The organism is Corynebacterium imitans (assembly GCF_000739455.1).
GTDB classification, from domain to species: domain Bacteria; phylum Actinomycetota; class Actinomycetes; order Mycobacteriales; family Mycobacteriaceae; genus Corynebacterium; species Corynebacterium imitans.
The window spans coordinates 124285-149515 of the sequence record NZ_CP009211.1 but is presented as its reverse complement, the minus strand read 5'-3'; the positions used below and the strand labels follow the sequence as shown (position 1 = coordinate 149515).

Below are 25231 nucleotides of genomic sequence, written 5' to 3'. Positions count from 1 at the left end.
CTCTGCCGCATTGAGTAAGCACTACTTTATGTGGCTTAACACATAGCTGCAATGGGAGGCCAAAAAGCTAACTTTTCGGCGAAAAGTTCGTTATCCCTGGTCACTTGCGCGCATTCGCGTAGTACCGCCCCATGAACTCGTCGCGGTACGCCTCATAGTCGCCGGCGTCGATGGCCGCGCGGATGTTGTCCACGAGCCGGATCATGAACTCCAGGTTGTGGATCGTGCACAGCGTGCCGGCCAGGAATTCCTTCGCCTTCAGCAGATGGTGGATGTAGGCGCGGGAGTAGTTCTCGGAGACGTAGCCGCCGAACTCCTCGTCCACGCCGGAGAAGTCGCGCTTGAAGCGGGCCCCGGCGAGGTTCATTCGCCCGTCGAGAGTGTAGACGCCGCCGCGGCGACCGAGCCGGGTCGGGGCGACGCAGTCGAAGGTGTCCGCGCCGGCCTCGACCGCGGTGAAGATGTCGTCAGGCTCGGAAATCCCCAACAGGTGGCGGGGCTTGTCCGCGGGAAGCTCGTCGGTGACCCAGCCGACGATGGTGCCCAGGTTTTCCTTCTCCAGCGCGCCGCCGATGCCGAAGCCGCCGAAGCCGCGCTTGCCTTCCTCGCGGGCGGCGCGGTCCAGCTCGAGCAGACCGCGGGTCGCCTGGCGGCGCAGGTCCTCGTATTGTGCGCCCTGGACCACGCCCCACAGCGACTGCAGGGGCTTGCCGGTGCGGGCGCGGGTAAGCCGGTCGTGCTCGTCGAGGCAGCGCTTCGCCCAGCGGCGGGTGCGCTCCACGGAGTGTTCCTGGTACTCGCGCGTGTCCACCAGGGTGGTCAGCTCGTCGAAGGCGAACATGATGTCGGCGCCGAGCTGGTGCTGGATCTGCATGCTCACCTCCGGGGTGAAGCGGTGCAGGGAGCCGTCGATGAAGGACTTGAAGTCGACCCCGTCGTCGTCAACGCGGGCCATGCGGTCCTTGTTCGCTGCGCGGATGTCGCTTTCGTGCAGATCCGCGACGTCCATCGCCAGCACCTTCTTGAAGCCAACGCCCAGACTCATTACCTGGAAGCCGCCGGAATCGGTGTAGGTGGGCCCGTGCCAGTTTTCAAAGGCGGCGACTCCGCCTGCTTCGTCGACGATCTCCGGCCCCGGCTGCAGGTACAGGTGGTAGGCGTTGGAAAGGATGGCCTGGGCACCGGTGCCGCGGATCTGCTCCGGGGTGAGCGTCTTCACCGTCGCCTTCGTGGCCACCGGGATGAACGCGGGCGTTTGGATGTCGCCGTGCGGGGTGTGGATCGTGCCGGTACGGGCGCGGCCCAGCTCGGTGCCAACGTCAAAGGAAAGGTCTGTACTCATCGGGCGGGCTCCAATTCTTCGGTCTCAGGGGTGTCTCTTTGGTCCTCAAACTCGCGCTCCAGGCCGGTGCCCTCCACGTCTACGTGCGGCAGGATCCGGTCCAGCCAGTGGGGCATCCACCACGTGGAGCGTCCCAAGAGGAACATGGTGGCGGGGACGAGGGACATGCGTATGAAGAAGGCGTCGAAAAGCACGGCGGCCCCGAGCGCGAAGCCGAAGATCTGAATGAACGGCAGCGGCTGGTTAATAAAAGCGACGAACACCGCGATCATGATGATTGCCGCCGCGGTGACCACGCGCGCGCCCTGGGCGAAGCCCTCGATGGTGGACTCGTGCACGGCGCGGATTTCGGCTTCCGGGTCGCCTTCGCGGCGCAGCTTGAGGTAGTGCTCGCGCATGCGGGTGACCAAAAAGACCTGGTAGTCCATGGCCAGGCCGAAGGTCACACCGATGAGGAAGATGGGCAAAAACGACAGGATGGGACCTGGCGTGTTGACCAGGCCGAACAGCCCTTCCTGCCAGAACAGGACGGTCACGCCGAAGGCCGCGCCGACCGAGAGCAAGAAGCCCAGGCCTGCGACCAGCGGCACCATGATGGAGCGGAACACGATCATCAGCAGCAGGATCGCCAGGCCCACCACGATCGCCAGGTAGAGCGGCATCGCCCCGCTGAGCTCCTCGGTGATGTCCATCTGCACCGCCGTCAAGCCGGTCAGCCCGATCGTCACGCCGGTGGCGTCCTCGACCTCGTGCAGGGTCTGCCGCAGGCCGTGGGCCACGTCCAGGGTGTACTCCTCCTCCGGTCCGCCCTGCGGGTGGGCGACAATCTGCGCGGCGGTCATGTCTTCGTTAGCGCCGATGAGCTGCGCGTGTTCGATCCCGTTGACCGTATTCGCCTGCCCGACCGCGTACATGAACGAGGCCAGCGCCGCCTTCTGAGCGCCGCCCGTGTCGTCAGGGATCGCGTCCATGTAGGGCTGCAAGCTTTGCGACGAGGGGTCGGCCGCATGCGCGTCCACCACAATCAAGAACGGGGCATTCACGCCGGGGCCGAAGCCCTCTGCCATGAGGTCGGCAGATTTACGCTGCGTGGTATCCACGTTGGAGGTGCTGTCAGACGGCAGCGCCATCTCCAGGCCCAGCACCGGGGCGGAAAGCGCGCCCAGTCCAAGCACCACGAGCGCCATCACGGCAGCCGGGAAACGGCGCACGAGGTTGACCCAGCTGCGGCCCATGGATTTAGCGTCCAGGTCCTTGGCAGGGCGCTCGCCCGGGCCCGAATGCCCTGCGATGCCGGGGATTCGCCCGGCGAAGGCACGCTCGCCCCACAGGCCCAAAAGCGCGGGCAGCAGGGTGAGCGCCACCAGTACGGACACAAGCACGGTAAAGGCTGCGGCCAGGCCCATCCAGGACAAGAACTCGATCCCCGCGAGCACCAGCGCCACGAGCGCGACAAACACGGTCGTGCCGGCGAAGACCACGGACGAACCCGCGGTGCCGACCGCCATGCCGGCGGCCTCCGGACCTGGGAGTGAGTGTCGCTCCTGCCGGTAGCGCGACAAGATGAACAGTGCGTAGTCGATGCCCACTGCCAGCCCGATCATCACCGCCAGCACCGGGGTCACGTCGTTGAGCTCCACCCAGTGGGTGGTCAGCACGATTGTGAGCGCGCCGATGCCCACGCCCACGATCGCGGTGACAATCGGCATTGTCGACGCCGCAAACGACCCGAACGTGACCAGCAGGACCAAGAACGCCACGCCGATGCCGATGAGCTCCGAGGTCGTGTTGATCTCGATCGGGTCGCCGAAACCGGCGCCGCCGGCCTCGACCTGTAGGCCCGCCTCGCGGCCGAGCTCCATCGCCTCGGTGACCACGTCTCGGTCCGCCTGGTCCACCGACATGGAGGACTCCGCGCCGAACTCGAAGGTGGTGTAGCCGATCCGGCCGTCGTCCGAGACCAGGCGCAGATTGTAGGCGTCGGCTTGCGCGGTTTCTTCCGGCAGGCCCATCTCCGTCATCTGACCGACGATCATGTCCTGCAGCTCTTTGTTGACCTCCACCGGGTTGCCGAAGCGCTCAGTGCCGGTCAGGCCTTCCAAGTGTTCGCGGATGTAGCCGACGGTTTCGTCCATCGCCTCCATGTACTCCGGCTCGTCCAGCGTGCGGCCCTCGGGGGCCGCAAACACGAGGTTCACGCCCGGCGCGGTCGCCACGTTGCCCTCGCCGGGGAAGTTCTCCTCTAAGGTGTCCAGCGCGGAGATCGCCGGGGTGCCGGAGATGGCGAACTCTGAGGTAAAGGGACGCATGAGCGACAACGCTGCGCCCGCAGTAGCGCCGAGGATGAGCAGCCAGGCCACGATGACCCGCCACTTGTGCAGGAACGACCATCGCCCCAGACGGAAGAGAAGCTTCGCCACAGATCACACGGCCCTTCGGGTGTTGAGGTGTAAAAACGCGTGCAAGTACTCGGCCCATCATAGTGGGCGAGCCACGCAGGCTAAAGAAAAAGTGGCGCACCCCGGTTAATGGGGTGCGCCACTGCATTTGGCGGTAGCGGCGGGATTTGAACCCGCGGAGGTTTTACCCTCACTCGCTTTCGAGGCGAGTACCTTCGGCCGCTCGGACACGCTACCGCCAAACAGAATAACGGTTAGGCGCGCCCGGCACCAAATCCTTGGACGGTTTACTTGTCCTCGTCCAGCTTGTCCTGGACCTTGCCAGCAACCTCGTTGAACTTGTCCTTGACCGCGTCGCCTGCGTCCTCGAGCTTCTCGCGGACATCACCGGAGAGCTGGTCAGCCTTGCCCTCGTTGGAGAGCTTCTCGTTATCGGTCACCTCACCGGCAGCCTCCTTGGCCTTGCCCTTCAGCTGGTCTGCCTTCTCATCAAAACCCATGTCAATGCTCCTTAGATTAGAAATACTCTCTTTGCCCCACCCTACCTACGCAAACGCCCGCCGTGTATAACGATTTGGCATAGGCGATTACCGCAGCTCCGCGAAGAAATCCCCGAGGAGCGCGGCGGCCCTATCCGCCAGCACTCCGCCATGGACTTCGACGGTGTGGAGGTGACGGGGGGCGCGCAGGGCGTCGAAAAGCGAGCCGACAGCACCCGTTTTGGGCTCCCACGCGCCGAAGACTAGCGATTTTATGCGCGCGCCCAGGATCGCCCCGGCGCACATCGTGCACGGCTCTAAGGTGACCACCAGCTCGCAGCCGTCAAGCCGCCACGTGCCGAGCTCGCGCGCCGCCGCCCGGATCGCCTCGACCTCCGCGTGCGCGGTGGGGTCCCCGTCCGCATCACGCCGGTTCACTCCTCGCCCCACGATCCGGCCGTCCGGTGCGTAGACGAGCGCGGCCACCGGCACATCGCCGGGCGGGGTGTCGGCCGCCAGTGCGAGCGCCTCACGCATCCGCGCCTCTGCCCGGCGCTGCGGCGCGCTAGTTGTCATTCCCGAGCGCGTCGGCGAGCTCGTCGCCGAAGCCCAGCTCGTCGGCCAGCATGAAGGCCAGGTCCTCCGGGTCGGCGTCCTCGTCGAGCAGCACGCTAAGCTGCTCGTTGGACAGGCCGAGGTCTTCAAAGATGTCGAAGTCGCCGTCGGCCCACGCATCCACCATGTCCAGCTCGTCAGGGTCGATGTCGGGCACATCGAGCCCCGCCTCGGCGAGCACTTCCTCGGCGAAGTCGTCGTCGACGGCCATCGTCGCGTCGGAAAGCAGCACGAGTGCCCGCGCAGGCCCGGGCCGCAGCACCACCAGGTAGTCGTCCTCCACGTTGAGCATCGCGAACGCGGGCCCCTCGTTGCGCAGGGCACGCACCGCGCTTATCGACGCCCCCACGTCCCCAAACCTGTCCTCATACTCCCGCACCTGCCACGCGCCCTCGCGCTGCGCCACCGTGACGGCCCAGCCGCCCGCGTAATCCTCGCTCATGCTCGCCCACAGTAGTCGGCACAGAGAGACAATGTCATTAGAATGAGACGTGTGAACCAAAGCACCCGCCTCAAACCAGTCTGCATCATCGGCCTCGGGCTGATCGGCGGCTCCATGCTGCGCGATCTCGTCGCCCAAGGGCACACCGCCTACGGCTACACCCACTCGCGCAACGGCACCCGCGCCGCGCAGCGCGATGGCTTCGACGCGAGCAATTCGCTTGTCGACGTCCTCCAGCGCGCTCAAGCCGACGACGCCCTCATCGTCATCGCCGTCCCCTTCGACGCGGTCGCCGAGATCCTCGACGCGATCCAGCTCCACGCGCCTGACTGCGGGATCACCGACGTGGTCTCGGTGAAGAAGCCCGTCTACGAGCTCGTCCTTGCCCGCGGCATGGGCGAGCGTTACGTGGGCGGCCACCCGATGGCGGGCACGGAGCACTCCGGCTGGGTCGCCTCCAAGGAGGGCCTGTTTTCCCACGCCGCGTGGGTCGTGACATACGACTACGCCCTTGAGGTGGACCGCGTCCCCGACTGCTGGTCCGCGTTGTTCGCCCAGGTGTGCAAGCTCGCCGCCGCAACCGGCGCTGAGGCCGTCCCGGTGCGCGTCACGCCACACGACGAGGCCGTCGCTCGGGTGAGCCACCTGCCGCACGTGCTCGCAGAATCGCTGGCGCTAGTGGGCGATAAGGGCGGCACGCTCGCCCAGTCTTTGGCAGCGGGGTCTTTCAAAAGCGCGACCCGCGTCGCGGGCACCGATCCCGCCCTGGTGCGCAACATGTGCGAGACGAATGCGGAGTCCCTGGTCCGCGTGCTTGACGAGTACGTCGAGCTGCTCGAAACCGCGCGCCAGGACCTTTCCGGCCCGGCACCTTCGATGAAGCAGCTTTCCGAAAACGGACACCGCGCCTACACGCGCATGAACGCCCGCTCGGGCGCGCGTCGCGAGTCGGTCTCCCCCATCAAGATCTCCTCGCGCCCGGTGATGCGCCTGCACCCCGGCGCCCCGGGGTGGGTGCAGCAGCTCAAGCAGATCGAGTCGCTCGGCGGGCGCGTCGAGGTGTTCTAACTACTCGTTCTCGCGGCGGCGGCCGACGAACATGTAGGCGCCGCCCGCGAGCAGCAGCAGGATGCCCAGGGTGATCACCGTGGTCATCGGCGTACCGGTCTCTGCGAGATCCCCATCGCGGCTGGACTCGGACGTGGAATCGGAGCTGCCCGACTTTTTGCTTACCGTCCGCTTGACCACGGAAGACTTCTTCGCCGCAGCGCTGGTGGAACGGCCGGTAGACACGCCGCCGGTCATGTTAGCGCGGCTGTAGCTCGGGCCAGGCGTGCTCGACGTGGTGCTTGTGCTCGTGCCGGTGCTCTTCGCGCCGCCCGGTTTCGCGGCCCCACCGAGTGCGCCACCGGCACCAGCGAGGGCGGCGAGCGGGCCGATGAGTGTCTTCATCATCGGCTCGACTTCCTTCATCACCTCGAGGATCTGCTGCGGCTTCGTCTTCTCCTTATTGGACTCGGAACGGCTCAAAACGATCTCGCCGGAGTTGTTGGAGCGGTCGAACACCAAGCGGCCGTTGTTGTAGCCATCCGGTGTCTCCTCCAGGGTGATGGAGACGTAACGCTCGTCGCCCTTCGGCAGCTCCGCCGTGGCCACGCCGTCCGCATCCGTGATGCCGATGATCTTCTTGTCCGCCTTCAGCACGGCACCTCCGACCGGGCTGCCGCCCTCGGTCACGACGGTGATGCGCACGTCCTTCTTCGGGTACTCGGTGGCGGTGGAGGTCTCCTTGCGCAGGCGGATCTGCTTGCCGTCCATGGCGCGATCCACAGTGAAGTACTCATTCCTGTGGCCTTTGGGCACGTCGCTCTCAGCGACCTTCAAAGTCACAGACTTTTTGCCCTCGGGAATGAGAATTTCTGCCTCACCATCCTTATTGGTCGAGGCCACCTCATCTCCGTCCTGGTCAACCAAGTCAACGTTCTTCAAACCGTCGCGCTCCGCGTCCACCAGCTTGATCTTGACCTTGGCCTCAGCCAGCTCGGCCGTCGTAGTCGTGGTCGTTTCAGTGGACTCCGGCGTGGTCGTCTCGGACTTATTGGTAGCCGTGTCAGTGTCCGAAACTTTCTCCGTAGGCGTATCCGTCGGTGTCTCCGTCGACGTCCCCTCCTCGTCCGCGTGGAACTGCACGCGCAGCGTGGTCTCGCCAGCGCTGACCGGGTGCAGCTCGCCGCCGGCGTCAACCTGCACGTCGCCGAGCTCGGCGGGCAATGACAGGCGCGCCTGCCCTTCGCGGTCCGTCTTGGCGTAGATGGAGGGATCCTCGTCCACGATGACGTCGTAGTCGCGCACGGCACGGCCGTCCTCGTCGGCAACGGTGACGAGCACGTCGCGCGGAGCTGCAGGTGCGGTGGTCTCTGTGGCCTCGGTGGTCTCAACCGGCGCAACGGGCGCGGCCGGTGCAGCGGGTGCCTGCTGCACGCTCGGCTCGGTGGCCACAGTGGGCTCGGTGAGCTGAGTCTGCGGCTGCGACGACTTCGGTTCAGCGACCTTGGAGGGCTCAGCGGCGGGTGTCTTCGCCTCCGCGGTCGTGGTCTGCGGCTGCGAGGACGGGCGGTACCAGGCACCCGCGCGCAGGCCAGCGAGGTTGAGGTAGTTCTCCGTAATGCTCTTGCCCTTGGCCGTAGCCACGAGCAGCGGGGTGGTGTCTACGTCCTTGACCTCGACGGTGCCCGCCGTATCGTTCGCGAAAACGAGGTTGCCCGCGCGGTTGGTGTACGCGTAGTGCAGCTCGCCCAGCTTGGAGGCGTCCACGCCACGCGCCACCTTCAGCGGGGCGGCGCTCATGCGGCCCGCCTCCACGTCCAGAGTCCACAGGTAGGGCTCGTCCTTGGTCTCGCCGGAGCTGACCGCGTAGAGAGTGTCCGCGTCGCCGTTGCTAATCGAGCCCCACGCGCGCGGCAGCTCCGCGTCGGTTGTGCCGTTGACCGCAAGGTCCTGGGAGTCAAACTTCAGCGGGCCGTCGAAGGGGGTACCGGATGCGTCCTTCGACAGATCGAGCGTGTGCAGCGTATCCCCAGCGTCCAGCACGAGGGTGCCGGTGCGGGTGAAAGCGGCGGAGGTGGTGGAGGGGTCCAACGCCCCGTCGACAAGCACCTTGCCCAAATCACGCAGCTCACCCGTGATTGGGTGGATGCGCAGCAGGTGGCCGGCGGGCTTGCCCGCCCCGCCCTTGGACAGGGCGTAGACGCGGTCATTGACCGGGTTGAGCGCGAGCGCAGTGTAGGCCCAGCCCGCGGACGCGAAGTGCGCGGCGTACGAGCCGGAACCGGCCGGGTCCTGCGGCGCGGACTTCGGTGCGAGGTCCGCCAATTGAGAGAGCAACGACGGCTGCTGCGCGGTAGCGACGGGGGTGATGGCGAACGTGCCAGCGACCGCCGCCGCGAGCGCGACGCAGCTCAGCTTTCCGGTGTGCTTGCTCAATGTCATGTGGTACCTCTCAGAGTTTCTGTGCACGGCTCAATCGGGCGCATCCAGCCCAAACCATTACTAATGTATCCGTGTTGGCAGCTGTTCTCAATACACAACGCCGCCAATTTTCAAGCTGTACAAACGCTAAAAGCCCGCCGCTTAGCGACGGGCTTTCAGACGTGCTCCCTGACTGGACGCAGAGTAGGCGCAGACTAGGCGTTGGCCGGGGAAGGCTCAGCCGCTGTCGTCAGCTCCTGGCTCTTCTCGCCGTCCTTATCCTTGTCCTTGCTGTCCTTGTCCTTGTCCGAGCTGCCGCCACCCTTGCTGCTACCAAGGTCCGCGCCGGACTCGCAGGCGGCGTAGGTCAGGCCAAGTGCCAGGGCACCGAGGCCGATGATGCCGACAGCCAGCACCGCGGCCGGGACGGCCGGGTCGATCTCCGCGAGCTGGCGTGAGATCTGGTTCATCCACGCCGGACGCTGGATGTTCAGGCTCGGCATCGCCTTGTTGAACTCGGCCGCCGCAGCGTTGAACTCGTCCTCGAACAGCACGGCCGCGCCGCCCATCGCCGCGATCAGGATGCCGATCGGGATCAGCCAGGTCGCCGGGTTAGACACCGAGGAAGTCTCGCTGATGCACTTGCCCAGCGAGCTGCCGTCGGCCGGCGGCTCCTCCGGGAACTCGAGCGGGCGATCGAGCAGGAGGTACTCAACGTTCTCCGTGTCGTTGTCGCCGCTGATCTTGAGTTCCTTTGTCTCCAGCAGCGCGCCGATGCCGTTGTCGTTCTTCTCCGGATCCAGCGGTTCCGCAAGAATCACGCCACCCGGGTTACGCATCTGCAGGATGTAGGCACCCTCGCGCACGCCCTTGAACTCGAAGCTGCCGTCGCTCAGGCTCGTGGTACCAACCGCAGGCTGGCCGTCGCGCGACTGCAGAGTGATATCCATGCCTCCGTACGGTTCGTCGCCGTCATCGAGCTTGCCGTTCTTGTTGGAGTCGATGTACAGCTTGCCCAGGAGATCGGAAACCGCAGGCAGAGCCGCGCCTTCCTCGACCACGATGTGGGCGTTGCCGTCGATGTTCTCCTTCGGGGAGATCACCAGCAGGCCGGAAGGATCGTCGCCGTAGTCCGGCTCCTCCTCGAAGATCCGGGAGCGCTTCGGCGCCGGCGGTGCCTCACCGGAGGCCTCCGCCGCGTTGTGGTGACGGATGCCCGGCTTCAGCGGAGGCAGCACGCCCTTGAACACGGCGCGCTCGCCCGGCAGCAGGGTGCCGGTGAAGCCCTTCGGCGGAATGATCTTCATTGGACGGCCCTTGCCCGGGTTGTCCGGGTCGAAGTCATCCTTGTCGCCCTCGTAGATCATGTCGGTGACCTTCACGTTCTCCATGCGGGTGGAACCGGTGTTGACCACCTCGTAGGTGAAATAGAGATCGCGGTCAGCCGCCATGCGGACGGCCTTCTTCGGGTCGCTCGCAATCTGCGCGTTGACCTTCTTCATCAGCGACATGTCCATGAAGGTGAGGTATGCCTCGTCCGGGGTGGAGGCGACCATGGCACCTTCAGACCCGTCCTCGTTCTTGAGGAAGCCGCGGGCGACTGCGATGTTTGCAAACGCTCCGCTGCCGTACGGCGGCTTCATCACCGCGGTAAAGACCTTGGTCTCGCCCGGCTGCAGCGTACCGTCCCAGTTCTCCGGTGCCTTGATCGCAGGGCCTGCAAAGGGGTCCTCAATCTTCACGTTGTGCACCGGCTCATCGGAATCGTTGGTCACCACGAAGCCGTAGATCAGGTCCTCGTTCGTCGGCAGACCCGGAGCATCCTCCGGCGTATCCGCGTCCCAACCCAGCACACGCTTCTTCAGGTCCAGGGTCTTCTCCGTCAGGTTCACCGTCGGCAGTGCGACGTCGTTCTTCGGACGGACCGGAATGTACATCGGATCCACCTCTTGGACACCCTCCGGGGTGAAGACCTCGACGACAGCGTCGCCCGGAATGACATCGAGCTTGTAGTTGCCGTTCTCGTCCACCGGAACTTCCTTGGTATCACCGTGGGAGTCGGTGACCGTCACAACCACGCCATCGATCGGATTGCCGTTGCCATCAACGACGGCACCCTTGATCTCCGAGCGCGGAGCCACGACGTTAATCACGCCCTGGTGTTCCGGCTTGTCCTTCGTCACGTTGACGTTCTTCGGCCAGCCCTCCGGCTTGTCCCAGCCCTCGGGCAGCTCGAGATCAATCTCGTAGTCGCCCTCCGGCAGCACATCGGTGGTAAAGCGGCCGTTCTCGTCCACGGTCACGGCAGGCAGGGTATCGATCGGGTTACCGTCCGGATCCGTGTCCGTACCCTTGCCGCGAACGATCACGGTAGCGCCCGGGATCGGCTCGTTCTTCTCGTCGACAAGCCAGCCGTTGATCGTGCCCGGCTCGCCCTTGTCGCTCTCGTCGAGCTTCTTCACCGACGACGGGGTCGTAATGCGCCCGACGTCTGTGGTTTCACCACGGTTGACCTCAACCGTCTTGTAACGCGGGGTGCGGTGGCCCTCGCCAGGCGTGACGATGAGGGTGTACTTGCCCTCCGGCACGTCCTCGACGACGAAGTTGCCGTTCTCATCAACGTTGATGTCGATGATGGTGCCGTCCTCGCCGCGCAGCTTCGCGGTCGTGCCCTCTACCGGCTCGCCGTTTTCATCGGCGATGCTGCCGGTGACACGCCCGGTCGGGGCGTCAGCCGGAGCCTCTGCCGAACGGTCCAGTTCAATAGGCAGATCCGTCGGCTCGCCGCGCTCAATGATGAGCGTGCTGTCCTGCTCCGGTGTGATGAAACCGCTATTGGCAGGCGGCGTGGTGCGCACGGAATAGGTGCCCACCGGCAACTGGCCTCGAGCCTCACCGTTCGCGTCCGTGACGTAGGAACGCTCGTCGTCGCCCTGCGACACCACAATGACCGCCTTAGCAACGGGCTTCTTCTGGTCCTTCGACCGAACAATCACGCGGAACGTGCCCTGCGGGGCCTCATCCTTGACCAGGTTGATCCGGCCAATGTCGCGGTTCTTTCCAGCCTCGACCTTCACGCGCGGCTGGCCTTCGGCCTTGTAGCCGTCTGCGCTGGCGATCACGGAGTACTCGCCGGCAGGCAGCTCCTTCGCGGAGAAGCGACCCTTCGCATTCACGGTCGCCGGGTAGGCCTCACCGGACTCGCGGTGCTTCAGCGCTACCGAAGCGCCGTCGACGACCTCGCCGGCGGTATCCAGCACCGCGCCGGACACGGATCCGACCTGCGGTGCCTCCGGCGTCTTGTTGACCTTGAAGTCTGCGGTTGCTGTCTTGCTGCGCTCGACAGGAACCTCCTGCGTCTCCGGTGCGTCGTAGCCCTGCGGCGCAGTCACCGCGACCTCATAGCGGCCAACAGTGCGGTTGCCCGCAGTGTACTTGCCCTTCGCGTTGGTGGTCACAGAAGTTTCCGCGCCGTTTTCCAGGTTGCGGATGCTCAGCTCGACGCCCTCGAGCGCGTTGCCTTCGCCATCCGTCACGGTGCCCTCGATGGAGCCAACGGTGGAAACCAGCTTGAGCTGGCCCAGGTCGACGCGCTCTGCCGCGCCGACCTCGAAGATCTGGTCCGAGTACGGCTCGTAGAACTCCGGCGACTGGACGCGCAGGGTGTGCGTACCTGCGGCTACCGGTACCTGGAATTCGCCCTTGCCGTTAACCGTAAGGGTCGTGCCCTCTGTCTCGCCGGCAGCCACAAGCGTCAGCGTCGCGTTGGTGATGGCCTTGCCAGTAACGGCATCCACCACTTGGCCGCGCAGCGTGCCCGCTTTCCGGCCCATGATCAGCGGGACCCTCTCCGGGAACTCGCCAGCCACGACCGTGAACTCGTAGGAGTCGCCCTCGTGGGTGTCGGTCCCCTCAACGGTGGCGGTGTAGGTGCCAGGCTTAACATCCTTCACCGAGAACGTGCCGTCCCCGCCCGTGGTCTCCGTCGCAATTACGGTGCCCTGCGCGTCGGTGATTTCAACCTCAACGCCCTCGATGACCTGGTGGGCATCGTCCGACACCTGGCCAGTCACCGTGCTCTTGCTTCGGTTCACTTCGAGCTGCGCGGTTGCCGTCGCGCCCGGCTCGACCGTAAACGCGCTGGCCGCGGCACCGTACTCCTTGGTCGGGGCAACCTCGACCCGGTAGCTGCCCGGGCGCAGGTTGGAAACCGTAAAGGTGCCCTCAGCGTTCGTGGTGACCTGCTCCTCAACGCCGTCGCCGTAGATGGTCACGCTCGCGCCTTCGACAGCCACACCTTCTTCGTCGACAACCTTGCCCTCCACGCTGCCGTCAGCGCGGCTGACACGGAGGTCGCGGTTGCCCTTCGCAGCAGGTTCGACCTGCGTGTTTTCCGACGCCGCACCGTACTTGTCGGTCCCGACTACCTCGACGAGGTACTCGCCGGGGCGGAGGTCCGCAAACTCGTACACACCGTCATCGTTTGTCTCTGCGGAGCCGATCTGCTTGCCTGCGGCGTCCTTCAGCACAACCTGCGCGCCGGAAACGGCCGCGCCGGTGTCGTCGGTGACCTTGCCGCCGAGGGAACCGTCGTTGCGGTTGAGCTCCAGATCGCCTGTCGACGCCGCGTTCGGACGCACCGTCACCTCGGTGGAGTCCCCACCGCGAGTATCAGTCGCATCGACCTTCGCAGTGAAGGTTCCCGGCGGGACGCCAGGAATAGCATACTTACCGTTGTCGTCAGTGGTGGCGGTTGCAGACCACACTTCCTTGTTACCGCTGCGGCGGTTGCCGTCGAGCTTGACGGTCGCGCCGACGACCGGAGCGCCGGCGTCGTCAAGCACGGTGCCCTCAACGCGGCCATCGGTCGGCGGCACGCCGACGTTCAGCGCTTCCCGGCTGTCCTCGACGATCGGGTTGAGATCGCCGGATGCCTGGCCGTACTCGTCGGCAGCAAGCACCTTGTAGGCGTAGCGGCCTGGCGGGACGTTCTCGATGCTGACATCGCCCTTGGCATCAGTCTGCTTTTGCTGCTTGAAGCCCTTACCCGTGACTTCGACCTTGGCACCCTGGATGGGTTTGCCCAGGTCGTCAAAGACACGGATCTGGTATGCGCCCTGGAAGCGACGCACCTCGATGTTCTTTGTGGCCGTCTGGCCCGGGGCAACGTTGACCTCTTCGCTCTTCGCATCAGTGAGCGCAGTCTTCGCGACCGTCACCGTGTACTTGCCTGCGATGAGGTCGCCGAGCTCGTACTTGCCACCGGAAATGGTGACTTCCTTGTTGAACCCGTTGGGGCCGGTGACGCGGGCCTTGCCGTCAGCAAGCACCGTGCCATCATCGTCCTTCACGGTGCCGATAATCGTGCCGCGGTCACGAGCAACCTGGAGGTCGACGGTCCGAGTTTTTTCAGGCTGGATCTCGACTGACTTCGAGGCACTCGAGTACTTTTCCTGGTCGCTGCGGGCGACGGTAACCGTCACATTGCCCTTGCTCAGACCCTCAATTCGGTACTTGCCGTCCTTGCCAGTGGTCGCGCTCTTGTTGCCCGCCGTGACCTTGGCACCAGCAACCGGCTTGCCAAAGTTGTCGGTGACCGTGCCCTCCACGTTGCCAGGCTCGCTGGCCAGGGAGATGCTCAGATCGCCGGTCTTGCCCGGCTCAATGTTGACCTCGGCGGACTGCTTCTCCTTGTACGAACCCGGCTTGGCTGCGATGGAAGCCGTGTACGCACCGTGGTCGAGACCCATGATGGTAAAGCGTCCCTGGTCATCGGTCCTCGTGCTGATAGTCTTCCCGGTCGCCTTTTGCGTCACCGTGACGTCGACGTTCTTGAGCTGCTCCCTGTCCAACGTCACCAGGCCGGTTGCCGTCACCGTTTTGTAGACCATCTGCAGGCCGAAACGCTTGGATTCACCCGGCTTGACGTCGATGTTCGCGTCTGTCCTGCCGCCCTGGAAGCGGTCGCTCTCGACAACTTCGATGGCGTACGTTCCGGCCTCTACGCCAGCAAAACTGAAAGTACCGTCCTCGGAGGTCGTCGCTGTACTGACGACCCTCTCCTTGCCGTCCGCGTCCTTACCCCAAAGCTTAAGCTCGACATTCGCAGGTTTTTCATCGGAGCCTACGACGGAACCCCACCCAGAGAGGGTTGCCTTGTTCTTGCTTACCTTGAAGTCTTTCTCGGTATCGCGCTCCGGCTGGATATCCAGCTGACCGCCACCCGATCCATACGCTGTAGAGCCCTTCACCTCAACGGTGTAGGTACCCGGCTTCAGGCCCTCGAAACGGTAGTTGCCTTCCGCATCAGTTTTCACAGTCTTTTCGGCCTGCCCATTACCGCTGAGCTTCAGCTCCGCGCCGCTAACTGGATTGTTCTGCTCATCCAGCACTCGGCCCGTCGCGTTGCGGCGGTGGAGATTTACAAGAATCTGATCCAGGTTCTTGTTGTCACCCGGCTTCAAGGTCACCGATGCATTGGTGCCAACAGTCCGTTCAGTCGCCGCTACTTCGACGGTGTACTGACCGTCAGGGATGTTGGGGATATTGAAGTAGCCATTGGAATTCGTTGTTGTCTTAAGGCTGGCCCCCGAGAGAGTTACCTCGGCGTTGGGAACTGCGTTTCCGTCCTCGTCCTTCACCCAGCCGTACGCCGATGCCTTTTGGGCAGTCAGCGAAAGATCACGGTTCTCAGTTGCATCGTTCTTCAGCGTAAATGTCGAAGTCGTCTGCCCGGTAAAGCCGCGGGTGTCGCGGACTTTGAGCTTGTAGTCTCCGATTGGCGTGTCAGCGAAAGTAAACGTCTGACCGCGACGCACGGTCTTAGTTTCAACGACGTTGCCGTTTGCATCCAGGAGGTCAACTAGCGCCTCGCCTACAAAGCTCACGGGTGCGTTCAGCTTGCCCGTTACGGTGCCCAGCTTTGGCGTGACTTCAAAAGTCACAGAGCCATCAGGTCTCGAACCACTCGACCCGGGGGCCCTAACTCCTTCACCAAAAACAACAAGCGTGTCACCGCTCTCTACCGTAATGGTCTCGGGAAGCGTGAGCTTTAAGGACCTTCCGTCGCTGTGCCCTTTCGCAATCTCGTAAAGTTTGCCATCTTTCACTTCACGGCGGGCAATGTGTCTCTCCCTGTAATGCCTCTCAACCCAAACAAAGTATTTCTTATCCTCGGGAAAACTATTGCTTTCGTCCGTAGTAGCTGTGAAGATAAGTTCGTCGGCGGTGTAAGTCTTTGTCGCAGTGACCGTCACCGCTTTCCAGCCCATCTTCCCACTCCGGTGCATTTCCCGAAGCACGTCCGGAGTAGTGGAGGCATTGATATCCCTACTGGGCCAGGTATTGAGCGGACGTCTCCAATTTGCCTTGTATTCCATCTCATTGGCAGCCAGCTCCTGCGCCGCCGCGACAGGCAGAACACTCTCCCCTGTCGGCGTCGGAAGCGCAGGGACGGCCATGCCGCCAACTGCGAGCGAAAGTGCCGTCGCCGAAGCAATGACGGTCCTCTTCATTCCGGAAAACAGCCCGCGTGACGGCTTGGGGTTTCCGCGCATAGTTTTCTCCAATACGTAAGGTTGTACTCAGGCTTTTTATGAGAGCTGGGAAAATTCTTTAGAATCCCTATAGAGCCTAATGCCGTAGACAGGCGTATGCCAACTTTTGTACGTAAGTCCACTCTTAGGCTGCGCTAATATACTTTTCACCACCCAAAATGCCCCCGGCATGCGAAAACCCCGCCGAAGCGGGGTTTTCGTTCTGTGCGCCCGGAGGGATTCGAACCCCCAACCTTCTGATCCGTAGTCAGATGCTCTATCCGTTGAGCTACGGGCGCTTGCCGTCAAAGCCTTGCGTTGACAACGAAGAGATACTTTACACTGCAACGCTGCTAGCACCAAAACTCCATTGCAACACCACTTTTGGACCAAACTTCAGCACCATGTTCCGGGACTTCTGCAAAAGCGCGCGGGGAAGAAAGTTTTTCGCGATCCCTCTATTGAAATTGGCACGAAGGTGATAGAAACATTGAGGTAAGCGAAATCGGACGTTGGCAATTGCTCATCATTCGCTGCCCATCTACACATAAAGGAAGGTCACATGGCCATTTTCTCTCGCGGCGTTGCTGTAAGCGCCCTCACTCTCGCCCTTGTGGCTCCGTCGATCGTGGTGCCGCAGAGCATTGCTGAGGATCTAAGCACCGTCGCAACGACGACGGAAACCACCGCAAGCACGCCTACTGATGCAGACACAACTACCACCAGCCCGGCCGCTGAGCCGACTGTCATCGACTGGAACTCGCGCCATTTTGTGACATTTACCGGCGATGTTCCGGCGGTAGTAGACGGCTTCACCCTGCCAGCTGGCTCGTCCATCAAGGCGAAGGGCTCCGCTGTTTGGCACTGGAAAGTTGAAGCGAACGAGGACGGGACAGTGGTACTCGCCCGCCCGAACGCAAACACTTCCTTCACCGAAGGTGAAAAGGACGTCGCTGTCACTGTCACCTTGCCAGGTGGCAGGCAAATCGAGAACACCCTGAAGGTCAACGTAACTAAGCGCCCAGCAGACGCTCGGGAGACGGATCCCAACCTTGCACGTCGCTACGAGACCGAAAACTTCTGGAACGAGAACTCCGCTGCGGTCAAGGGCCTCAAGGTCGACCCGAACTACACCTTTGCCCCTACCAGCAACACCATCGCCAGCTGGGGCCTTGAGAATGACAACGGCACCCTCAAGTTGAAGCGCCCGCAGTCCGCATTGTCTTTTAAGAAGGGCGATGTGTCGATCCCCATCAAGATCACCCGTGGTGACGGCTCGTCCTATACCTCTACCTTGAACCTTTCGGTGATTGATGAGATGCCGAAGGCTGAGTGGGAGAAGGACCTGCCAGACTTTGGCGGAGTCTACGACGTTGACTTCGAGGGCAACATCACCAAGGTCATCGACGACTTTGATCTGCCAGAAGGCGTGTCGGTGGAAAAGAAGGGGCTCAGCCCACTGGGGTGGGGCGTGGCAACCCAGGCGGGGAGAATCCAGGTCACGGCACCGAATAACTTCATCCCCGGTGTCTTCACCATTCCGGTTGTGCTCAAAGACGGCAAGTCGGAAGTCGAGCGCACCCTGCGCATCAGCGCGAAGAACCCGGCCACGCCCAGTGGGACGATCGCTGACAAGGTCGCCGATTTCATTGGCAAGGTCGGTGGCGGTCTGCTCGGCGGGCTCACCGGCGGCGCAGGCGGCGCGGGCGGCGGCGGCCTGAACATCCTGTCCAACAACGGCAATCCGAACATCATCATCACGGACAACGCGAAGGCCGAGATCAAGGACAACCTGTCCAACAACGGCAACCCGATCATTACGGACAACGCCAAGGCCACCGTCGAGATCAAGGACAACCTGTCCAACAACGGCAACCCGGTGATTACAAATAACTTCAACCCGCATGACAACGGGAACAACAACGGCAGCCCGGATATCAAGATCTCCGATAACTTCAACCCGGTGGTCACCGACAACGCGAAGGTCGAGATCAAGGACAACGCCAACAACAACGGCAGCCCTGACATCAAGATTTCGGACAACGTCAAGATCTCCGACAACGCGAAGGCAACCGTCGAGATCAAGGACAACATCAATCCGCACGACAACGCCAACAACAACGGCAACCCGGAGGTGAACATCTCCGACAACGCCAAGGCCACCGTCGTCATCACCGACAACGCGAACGTCGACATCAAGGACAACGTCAAGATCTCTGATAACGCCAAGGCGGACATCAAGGACAACGTCAAGATTTCCGACAACGCCAAGGCGGATATCAAGGACAATGCCAACAACAACGGCAACCCTGACGTCAAGATCTCGGACAATGCGAACCCGAACGTCGACATCAAGGACAATGGCAACCCGGATGTGAAGATCTCCGACAACGCCAAGGCCACCGTCGTCATCACCGATAACGCCAAGGTGGACGTCAAGGACAACGCCAACAACAACGGCAATCCGGACGTGCAGGTCGAGGGCATCCCGGGCTCCTCCGGCGGCTCCTCCAAGCCGGGCGGCCAGGGCGGTCAGGCCGGCCCGACCGTGGACGCGAACGTTGGCCTGCAGGGCGGCTCTTCCGACCCGCGTTGCGTCGCCACCCTGATCGGCGTGGGCCTGCCGCTGCTGGCCATCATCCCGCTCGCGCTGTCGACCCAGCTCGGAACGCCCGGCCTGGGCGCTGTGGGTAACCAGCTGAGCCGCGCGCTTACCGACGCCGCACGTGCCGCCGGCACCACCCCGGAAGCCCTCGCTGGCATCGGCGGCGGTGTGCTTGGCCTGTTCGCGGCGATCGTCGCGATCGCAGGCGGCGCCAACTGCATCCCGAACGTCGACAGTGCCGCGGTCTCTCTCGGCTCGGCAAAACCTGCCCCGGTTGTGCCGACTGAAACGACCGTAGAGGCTACCCCCACCGAGGAGCAGTAGTCCGAGAAGACGACAAACCCCAGCTCACAAGCACTGTGATCTGGGGTTTTGTTGGTGCGCCCGGAGGGATTCGAACCCCCAACCTTCTGATCCGTAGTCAGATGCTCTATCCGTTGAGCTACGGGCGCAGTGGCGGAGACGACAGGATTTGAACCTGCGGCCCTCCGCAAAGAGGGCAACTCCTTAGCAGGGAGCCCCATTCGGCCGCTCTGGCACGTCTCCAGGCCTTTGCTCATCCTACCCAGTGCACCCGCGACTTCCAAATAGGGCCCGTATAGTGGGCCGCATGAAGCTCAACACTGACCTCAACGCCGGTGTCGCTACCCGCAGTGACCTGGGCCCCGCCGCTGCTGACCGCGCCGATTGGATTGTGTGGGCCCTCGCCGACATCGAGTCCTTTTCGCCCCATATGCTTCTCGACGCCCCCTTGTACCTCTCCCCCAAACACGCCGCACCCGAGCGCCAGCACACAGGCACGTTACTGCTCGGCGTCCCGCTCGGGCAGATCCCCGGCGCGGATCTAGAAGGCGTCGACCCTCGCCACCCGGGCGACGCCTCGGTCACCCTTGCCACGCCGCTGGCCCTCGCTGACGTCGCGTTCGTCGTCGGCGTCGAGCGCGCAACAGTGAAACGCTCGCAGGACGAACTACGCGGCACCGAGCTGTCACCGCAGTTCCATACCACCCCAGAGCTCTTCTAAGCCCGGCTAGACTGTGGGGCATGACACATCTTCCCCGCCCTGACATCGACGCCGACGGCCTGCTCGAGTACTCGGTCGTCTTCACCGACCGCTCGCTGAACCACATGTCGCAGAAGTTCATCTCCGCCGCCCAGGAGATGCTCTCGCTGCTGACCTCTACTTACGGTGCCGATTCGGCCGCGCTCGTCCCCGCGGGCGGCACCGGCGCGATGGAGGCGGTGGCCCGCCAGCTTTTCCGCGGCAAGAAGGTGCTCATCCTGCGCTCCGGCCTGTTTACCTTCCGCTGGAGCCAGATCACCGAGGCGGGCAAACTTACTGATTCCGTCCACGTGCTCAATGCGCAGCCGACCAGCCAGGATGCGCAGCCTGCTTTTGCGCCTCCGGCGTTGGAGGAGGTGCAGCGTGCCGTCGATAAGCATGCACCCGACGTGATTGTCACCGCGCACACGGAAACCGCCGCGGGCCTGAGCCTGCCGAACGACTACATCGCGGGCCTGGGAAGCATTGCGAAGGCGCACGGCGCGCTGTTCGTGCTCGACTGCATCGCGGCGGGCGCGGCCTTCCCCGACATGGCGGCGCAGGACATCGACGTGCTGGTCTCCGCGCCGCAAAAATCGTGGTCCGGCTCCCCCGGCACCGGTTACGTCATGCTCTCAGAGCGCGGCCGCGAGGCGGTGCTTTCCAGCGACTCGGACTCGTTCACCCTGGACTTAAAGAAGTGGCTCGCGATTTTCGACGGCTACCGCGCAGGCCAGGCCGGCTACCACTCCACCCTGCCCACCGACACGATCCTGCACAACCTGGAGGTCATGAAGGAGTCGACTGAGGTCGGCCTGGACACCCTGGCGAGAAACCAGGAGACACTCGGCCGACTCGTCCGCGAGGCTGCCTACGAGCGCGGCTACCGCTCCGTGGCGGCCGAGGGCTTCGAATCGAACGGCGTGGTCGTGCTGTACGCGAACAACCCCGAGCAGCAGTCGGGCGCGGCCTTCAAGCCCCATGGCCTGCAGATCGCCTCGGGCGTACCGCTGAAGATTGGGGAGGCGGAGGACTTTTCCACCTTCCGCATCGGCCTATTCGGCCTGGATAAATGGGCCGACCCGCAGGCCGCGGCCCAGCGCTTCATCGACGTGCTGGACGCGCTGTAAGTAGTTGGCGGAGACGAGGGGATTTGAACCCCTGGAGGTGTGACCCTCGCCGGTTTTCAAGACCGGTGCATTCGGCCGCTCTGCCACGTCTCCAACGGGTGCAAAGTCTACCGTATGGGCCCACCGACTCCGTTATCCTGGGTGGGCATGAAAGCAATTGCACTGACAGACCCAGATAATCCCCGCTCGCTCGCACTGACTGACGTGCCGGAGCCTTCGCTTGACGACGGCAGCGTGCTCGTCCGCGTCACCGCCGCCGGCGTCAACCGCGCCGACCTCGTCCAGGCGCAGGGCAAGTACCCACCACCAAAAGGCGAGCCGGAAACGATCGGCCTGGAGTGTGCCGGCGTGATCGTGGACCCGGGCACCACGGACCGGAAGCAAGGCGAGGAGGTCGGCTGCCTGCTCGCCGGCGGCGGCTACGCCGAGTACGTGGCCGTGCCGGAAGGCCAGCTCACGCCGAAACCCAAGAACCTGAGCCTGGAGGAGACCGCCGCGGTAGTCGAGGTCGCCTGCACCGTGTGGTCGAACCTGGGCATGGTCGCCGGCCTGCAAGCGGGCGACAAGGTGCTCATCCACGGCGGGGCCGGCGGCATTGGCTCCTTCGCCATCCAGCTGTGCAAGGCGCTCGGCGCAGAAGTCGCCGTGACCGCGGGCAGCGAGGAGAAGCTCGACTACTGCCGCGAGCTGGGTGCCGACATCGGGATCAACTACCGCACCCAGGACTTCGCGGAGGAGCTGAAAGGCTGGGCTGACATCATCCTGGACGTGGTCGGCGGCGCGTACCTGGAGCAGAACATCAAGTCGCTGGCTGTCGACGGCCGCCTCGTCGTCATCGCGCTGCAGGGCGGACCCAAGGGCACCCTTTCGCTGGGGCGGATGATGCCGCGCCGCCAGTCCGTCCACGCCACCACCCTGCGCGCCCGCCCACGCCCGATGAAGGCGCGCATCGTCGCCGACACCGTGGAGCACGTCTGGCCGCTCATCGAGTCCGGAAAGATCGCGCCAAACGTGACCAAGACCTTCCCGCTCGCCCAGGCATCTGATGCCCACGACTACCTCGATTCCGGCGCCCACACCGGAAAAGTCGTGCTCACGGTGGGTGAGTAACTTTTCGCCGAAAAGTTAGGCCAGCGACGCGACGGTGCGGATGAGCTGCTCGATGTCGGTCTCGGTGTTGAAAGGCCCGAGCCCGATCGTCACCGCGCCGCCCATTTCGTCGACGCCCATGTCGGTGAGCAGCTGGCTCGGCCGCGCCAGGGTCGAGACGATCCCGTGGGCCAAGAGCCGCTGGTGCACCATTGTCGACGGCACGCCCTGCACCCCAAACATCAACCGGGGAATCCGCTCAATCGCCGAGCCTTCCGCCGCCTCGCCGGACACGCCGACAATGTGCACGGCAGGCAGGGTACCCAAGAACGTATCCAGGTCCTCGCGCAGCCGGTCAAAGTAGGTGGCGGTCTGCCCCATCGAATGTGTCAGGCGGTTGCGGCGGGTGGGTCTTCCCTGAGCGCCTTCGACCAGCGAGGCGTAGTGCTCCACCACCGCGGGCACCCCGCCCGCCAGTCCCGCGGAAACCTCCATGTCGAGGGCCGCCGCGTCAAGGCGTCCAAACATCGCCTCGTCGCGGAAGACGAGCGCGCCAAGCTGCGGCCCGCCGAGCTCCGAGAGGTCAACGGCGAGGATGTCCGCACCCCAGGCGTCGAAGGTGATCGGTTTGTAAGGGGCGTAGGACGTGACGTCGACAAGCACCCAGGCCCGCGAGCGCTCCCGCACCCGCTCCACGATCTCACCCACGCCGATGATGGTGCCGAGCTCGGGGTGCGCGGCGGGTACGGAAACCAGGCGCGTCGCGCCGTCGACAAGCTCGGCGAACTGCCAGGCGGGCAAATCGCCCGTGGCGAGATCGGCCTGCGCAAACCTCGTGGGCGCGCCAATACGGCGCAGCTCCTCCGTCAACTGCGGGCGGTCCACCCGGTTGAGCACGAGCGCCGAATCGTGCCGGAAGAGGGGCTTGAGCGCCACCGCCAGCGACATATACAGCGCAGGCAAGCTCGGGCCGAGGACGACGCGCCCCGGGGTCGCCCCGACCAAGTCCGCGACCGCAGACCGCGCCTGCTGCACGTAAGACTCGCCCTCGGGACGCCCCAGCGAGACACGGGAGTGCGAACCCGAGCCCGGCTCCGGCGGCGCGACCGAGGCAGACAGGCGGAACGAGCGGGCCACCGCCGCGGACACCCGCTCCGGGATCTGCGGCGCATCATGGGCGTTGAGGTAGGTCCAACCGTCACCCAGCGAGGTGTACAGCCCGCGCACACTCGCAACATCGAACGCCACGGCCACACCCCTCACTTTGCATCGACGGTAGGAGAACGCACCCAATTATGCCCGGTTGTCCCCCGGCGCGCACACTGCCTGCTCCGGGGCGAAAAGCTGCAAAGCGGACAGTTGACGCTAGGGTGAGAAAGGTGCAGGACTTTCAACAACTCCGCGCGGACGTCACGCGCATGACCAGCGACGCAGACCACGACACCCCACCGTCGAAGTCGAAGACGATGGGCATGGCCTTCAACGACCTCGTTCGCGGCTGGGGCCAATACGAGCTCTGGCTGCAGCTGGGTTGGCAGGACATCAAGCAGCGCTACCGCCGCTCCACGCTCGGGCCACTGTGGATCACCATCGCCACCGGCGTGATGGCGCTCGCCCTGGGTCTGCTGTACTCCATGCTCTTCCAGATCGAGATTCGCGAGTTCCTCCCGCACGTCACCGTCGGCTTCATCGTCTGGGGTTTCATCTCCGGCTGCGTCAAAGACGGGGCGAACGTCTTCATCGAAAACGAGGGACTGATCAAGCAGCTACCCTCCGCCCTTTCGGTGCACGTCTACCGCCTGGTGTGGCGCCAGTTGCTGTTCTTCGCCCACAACATTGTCATCTGGGTGCTGCTGGTCATCATCTTCCGCATCCCGCTGACCTGGCAGACGCTGCTCGCCGTGCCCGCCATGCTCTTGCTCGTGCTCAACGGGGTGTGGGTGACCATGCTCTTCGGCATCATCGCCACCCGCTTCCGCGACGTCGCCCCCCTGCTCGAGGCGCTCGTGCAGCTGCTGTTCTACGTCACCCCGATCGTGTGGACGACCCAGACGCTGAAGGAGCAGAGCGGTGAGGTGGCCCAGCGCGCCCTGCTCGCAGAGATCAACCCGCTCTACCACTACTTGGAAATCGTGCGCGCCCCCATGATCGACCAGCCGGTGGCCGCCTACCACTGGGGCATCGTCGGCATCTGCACCCTCATCGGCTTAGGGATTACCCTGCTGGCGATGCGCCAAATGCGCTTCCGCGTGCCGTACTGGGTCTAAGAAGGAGTCCACAAATGGTTTCTATCGACACCTACAACGCCTGCGTCGACTTCCCCATCTTCGACGCTAAGTCCCGCTCGCTGAAGAAGGCCGTCATGTCCTCGGCCGGCGGCAAGATTGGCAAGAACGCCTCCAACACCGTCGTCGTCGAGGCGCTCAAAGACATCAACCTCCACCTGCGCGAGGGCGACCGCGTCGGCCTCGTCGGCCACAACGGCGCCGGCAAGTCCACGCTTTTGCGCCTGCTCTCCGGCATCTACGAGCCGACCCGCGGCGTCGCCGATGTGCGCGGCCGCGTCGCGCCCGTCTTCGACCTGGGCGTGGGCATGGACCCGGAGATCTCCGGCTACGAGAACATCATCATCCGCGGCCTCTTCCTCGGCCAGACCCGCAAACAAATGAAGGCCAAGATGGACGAGATCGCGGAGTTCTCCGAGCTCGGCGACTATCTCAGCATGCCGCTGCGCACCTACTCCACCGGCATGCGCGTGCGCCTCGCCCTCGGCGTGGTCACCTCCATCGAGCCAGAGATTCTGCTTCTCGACGAGGGCATCGGCGCCGTCGACGCCGCCTTCATGGCCAAAGCACGCGTCCGGTTGGCCGAGATGGTCGAGCGCTCCGGCATCCTGGTCTTCGCCTCGCACTCCAACGACTTCCTCGCCCAGCTGTGCAACACCGCCCTGTGGGTGGACAAGGGCGAGATCCGGCAGGCGGGTCTCGTCTCGGACGTGGTGGGTGCCTACGAGGGGCCGGAAACCGGCGAGTACGTCGCGGAGCTGGTGGAGCGTTTCCACGGGGACCGTCGATAAGCTGCAGGC

Annotated in this window: 15 protein-coding genes and 5 tRNA genes; 7 read left to right on the top strand and 13 right to left on the bottom strand. The window is 64.0% G+C overall.

The features are described from left to right. Positions 1-100: 100 nt before the first annotated feature. The 6 genes from tgt to CIMIT_RS00620 all read right to left on the bottom strand — a co-directional run bounded on the left by tgt (position 101) and on the right by CIMIT_RS00620 (position 5277). On the bottom strand, positions 101-1342 hold the full coding sequence (tgt, locus tag CIMIT_RS00645; RefSeq protein WP_038587733.1) for a tRNA guanosine(34) transglycosylase Tgt: 1242 nt from the start codon (positions 1340-1342) through the stop codon (positions 101-103). Further along, positions 1339-3762: an MMPL family transporter gene (locus CIMIT_RS00640; RefSeq protein WP_038587731.1), complete on the bottom strand. Its 2424-nt coding sequence runs from the start codon at positions 3760-3762 to the stop codon at positions 1339-1341. Before CIMIT_RS00640 ends, tgt begins: the two co-directional genes overlap by 4 nt. Before the next feature lie 128 nt (positions 3763-3890). Beyond that, a tRNA-Ser gene (locus CIMIT_RS00635) sits at positions 3891-3978 on the bottom strand. A 50-nt stretch (positions 3979-4028) separates the two neighbouring features. Then, on the bottom strand, positions 4029-4241 hold the full coding sequence (locus tag CIMIT_RS00630) for a CsbD family protein (RefSeq protein ID WP_038587728.1): 213 nt from the start codon (positions 4239-4241) through the stop codon (positions 4029-4031). An 87-nt stretch (positions 4242-4328) separates the two neighbouring features. Continuing rightward, entirely contained in the window at positions 4329-4796 is a 468-nt protein-coding gene (locus CIMIT_RS00625) for a nucleoside deaminase (protein WP_231910314.1), read from the bottom strand. After that, complete coding sequence (locus CIMIT_RS00620; protein ID WP_038587722.1) at positions 4786-5277, bottom strand: tRNA adenosine deaminase-associated protein; 492 nt, start codon at positions 5275-5277, stop codon at positions 4786-4788. Before CIMIT_RS00620 ends, CIMIT_RS00625 begins: the two co-directional genes overlap by 11 nt. 42 nt (positions 5278-5319) lie before the next feature. Here CIMIT_RS00620 and CIMIT_RS00615 point away from each other — a divergent pair, with 42 nt between their 5' ends. Next, positions 5320-6345 carry a prephenate dehydrogenase gene (locus CIMIT_RS00615; protein ID WP_038587719.1) on the top strand — a complete coding sequence of 342 codons (1026 nt, stop codon included), beginning with the start codon at positions 5320-5322 and terminating at the stop codon, positions 6343-6345. Here the strand turns inward: CIMIT_RS00615 and CIMIT_RS00610 are convergent, their stop codons facing one another. From CIMIT_RS00610 to CIMIT_RS00600, 3 genes are all read right to left on the bottom strand, one after another. After that, positions 6346-8766, bottom strand: coding sequence for an LPXTG cell wall anchor domain-containing protein (locus CIMIT_RS00610; protein ID WP_038587716.1), 2421 nt, complete (start codon positions 8764-8766; stop codon positions 6346-6348). Positions 8767-8960: 194 nt separating this feature from the next. Continuing rightward, positions 8961-15689, bottom strand: a complete 6729-nt coding sequence (locus CIMIT_RS00605) for a carboxypeptidase regulatory-like domain-containing protein (RefSeq protein WP_038587713.1) — start codon at positions 15687-15689, stop codon at positions 8961-8963. A gap of 817 nt (positions 15690-16506) precedes the next feature. Beyond that, a tRNA-Arg gene (locus tag CIMIT_RS00600) sits at positions 16507-16579 on the bottom strand. A 263-nt stretch (positions 16580-16842) separates the two neighbouring features. Between CIMIT_RS00600 and CIMIT_RS00595 the strand changes: the two genes are divergently transcribed. Then, positions 16843-19209: a hypothetical protein gene (locus CIMIT_RS00595; RefSeq protein ID WP_038587710.1), complete on the top strand. Its 2367-nt coding sequence runs from the start codon at positions 16843-16845 to the stop codon at positions 19207-19209. Positions 19210-19261: 52 nt separating this feature from the next. On the opposite strand, the gene CIMIT_RS00590 is transcribed toward CIMIT_RS00595, so the two are convergent. Beyond that, positions 19262-19337, bottom strand: a tRNA-Arg gene (locus tag CIMIT_RS00590). A gap of 2 nt (positions 19338-19339) precedes the next feature. Further along, positions 19340-19431: transfer RNA gene (locus CIMIT_RS00585), tRNA-Ser, on the bottom strand. 64 nt (positions 19432-19495) lie between these two features. Here CIMIT_RS00585 and CIMIT_RS00580 point away from each other — a divergent pair. Beyond that, positions 19496-19909, top strand: coding sequence for a hypothetical protein (locus CIMIT_RS00580; RefSeq protein ID WP_038587707.1), 414 nt, complete (start codon positions 19496-19498; stop codon positions 19907-19909). A gap of 20 nt (positions 19910-19929) precedes the next feature. Then, positions 19930-21057: an aminotransferase class V-fold PLP-dependent enzyme gene (locus CIMIT_RS00575; RefSeq protein WP_038587704.1), complete on the top strand. Its 1128-nt coding sequence runs from the start codon at positions 19930-19932 to the stop codon at positions 21055-21057. Between the two features lie 5 nt (positions 21058-21062). Here the strand turns inward: CIMIT_RS00575 and CIMIT_RS00570 are convergent. Then, a tRNA-Ser gene (locus tag CIMIT_RS00570) sits at positions 21063-21150 on the bottom strand. A 54-nt stretch (positions 21151-21204) separates the two neighbouring features. Between CIMIT_RS00570 and CIMIT_RS00565 the strand changes: the two genes are divergently transcribed. Further along, positions 21205-22167, top strand: coding sequence for an NAD(P)H-quinone oxidoreductase (locus CIMIT_RS00565; protein WP_038593551.1), 963 nt, complete (start codon positions 21205-21207; stop codon positions 22165-22167). Between the two features lie 15 nt (positions 22168-22182). On the opposite strand, the gene CIMIT_RS00560 is transcribed toward CIMIT_RS00565, so the two are convergent. Continuing rightward, on the bottom strand, positions 22183-23394 hold the full coding sequence (locus tag CIMIT_RS00560; RefSeq protein ID WP_038593548.1) for an aminotransferase class V-fold PLP-dependent enzyme: 1212 nt from the start codon (positions 23392-23394) through the stop codon (positions 22183-22185). Positions 23395-23564: 170 nt separating this feature from the next. On the opposite strand from CIMIT_RS00560, the gene wzm reads away from it, so the two are divergent. Both wzm and wzt read left to right on the top strand, forming a co-directional pair. After that, entirely contained in the window at positions 23565-24413 is an 849-nt protein-coding gene (wzm, locus tag CIMIT_RS00555; RefSeq protein WP_231910387.1) for a galactan export ABC transporter permease subunit Wzm/RfbD, read from the top strand. Positions 24414-24427: 14 nt separating this feature from the next. Then, positions 24428-25222 carry a galactan export ABC transporter ATP-binding subunit Wzt/RfbE gene (gene wzt / locus CIMIT_RS00550; RefSeq protein WP_038587698.1) on the top strand — a complete coding sequence of 265 codons (795 nt, stop codon included), beginning with the start codon at positions 24428-24430 and terminating at the stop codon, positions 25220-25222. Positions 25223-25231: the final 9 nt, after the last annotated feature.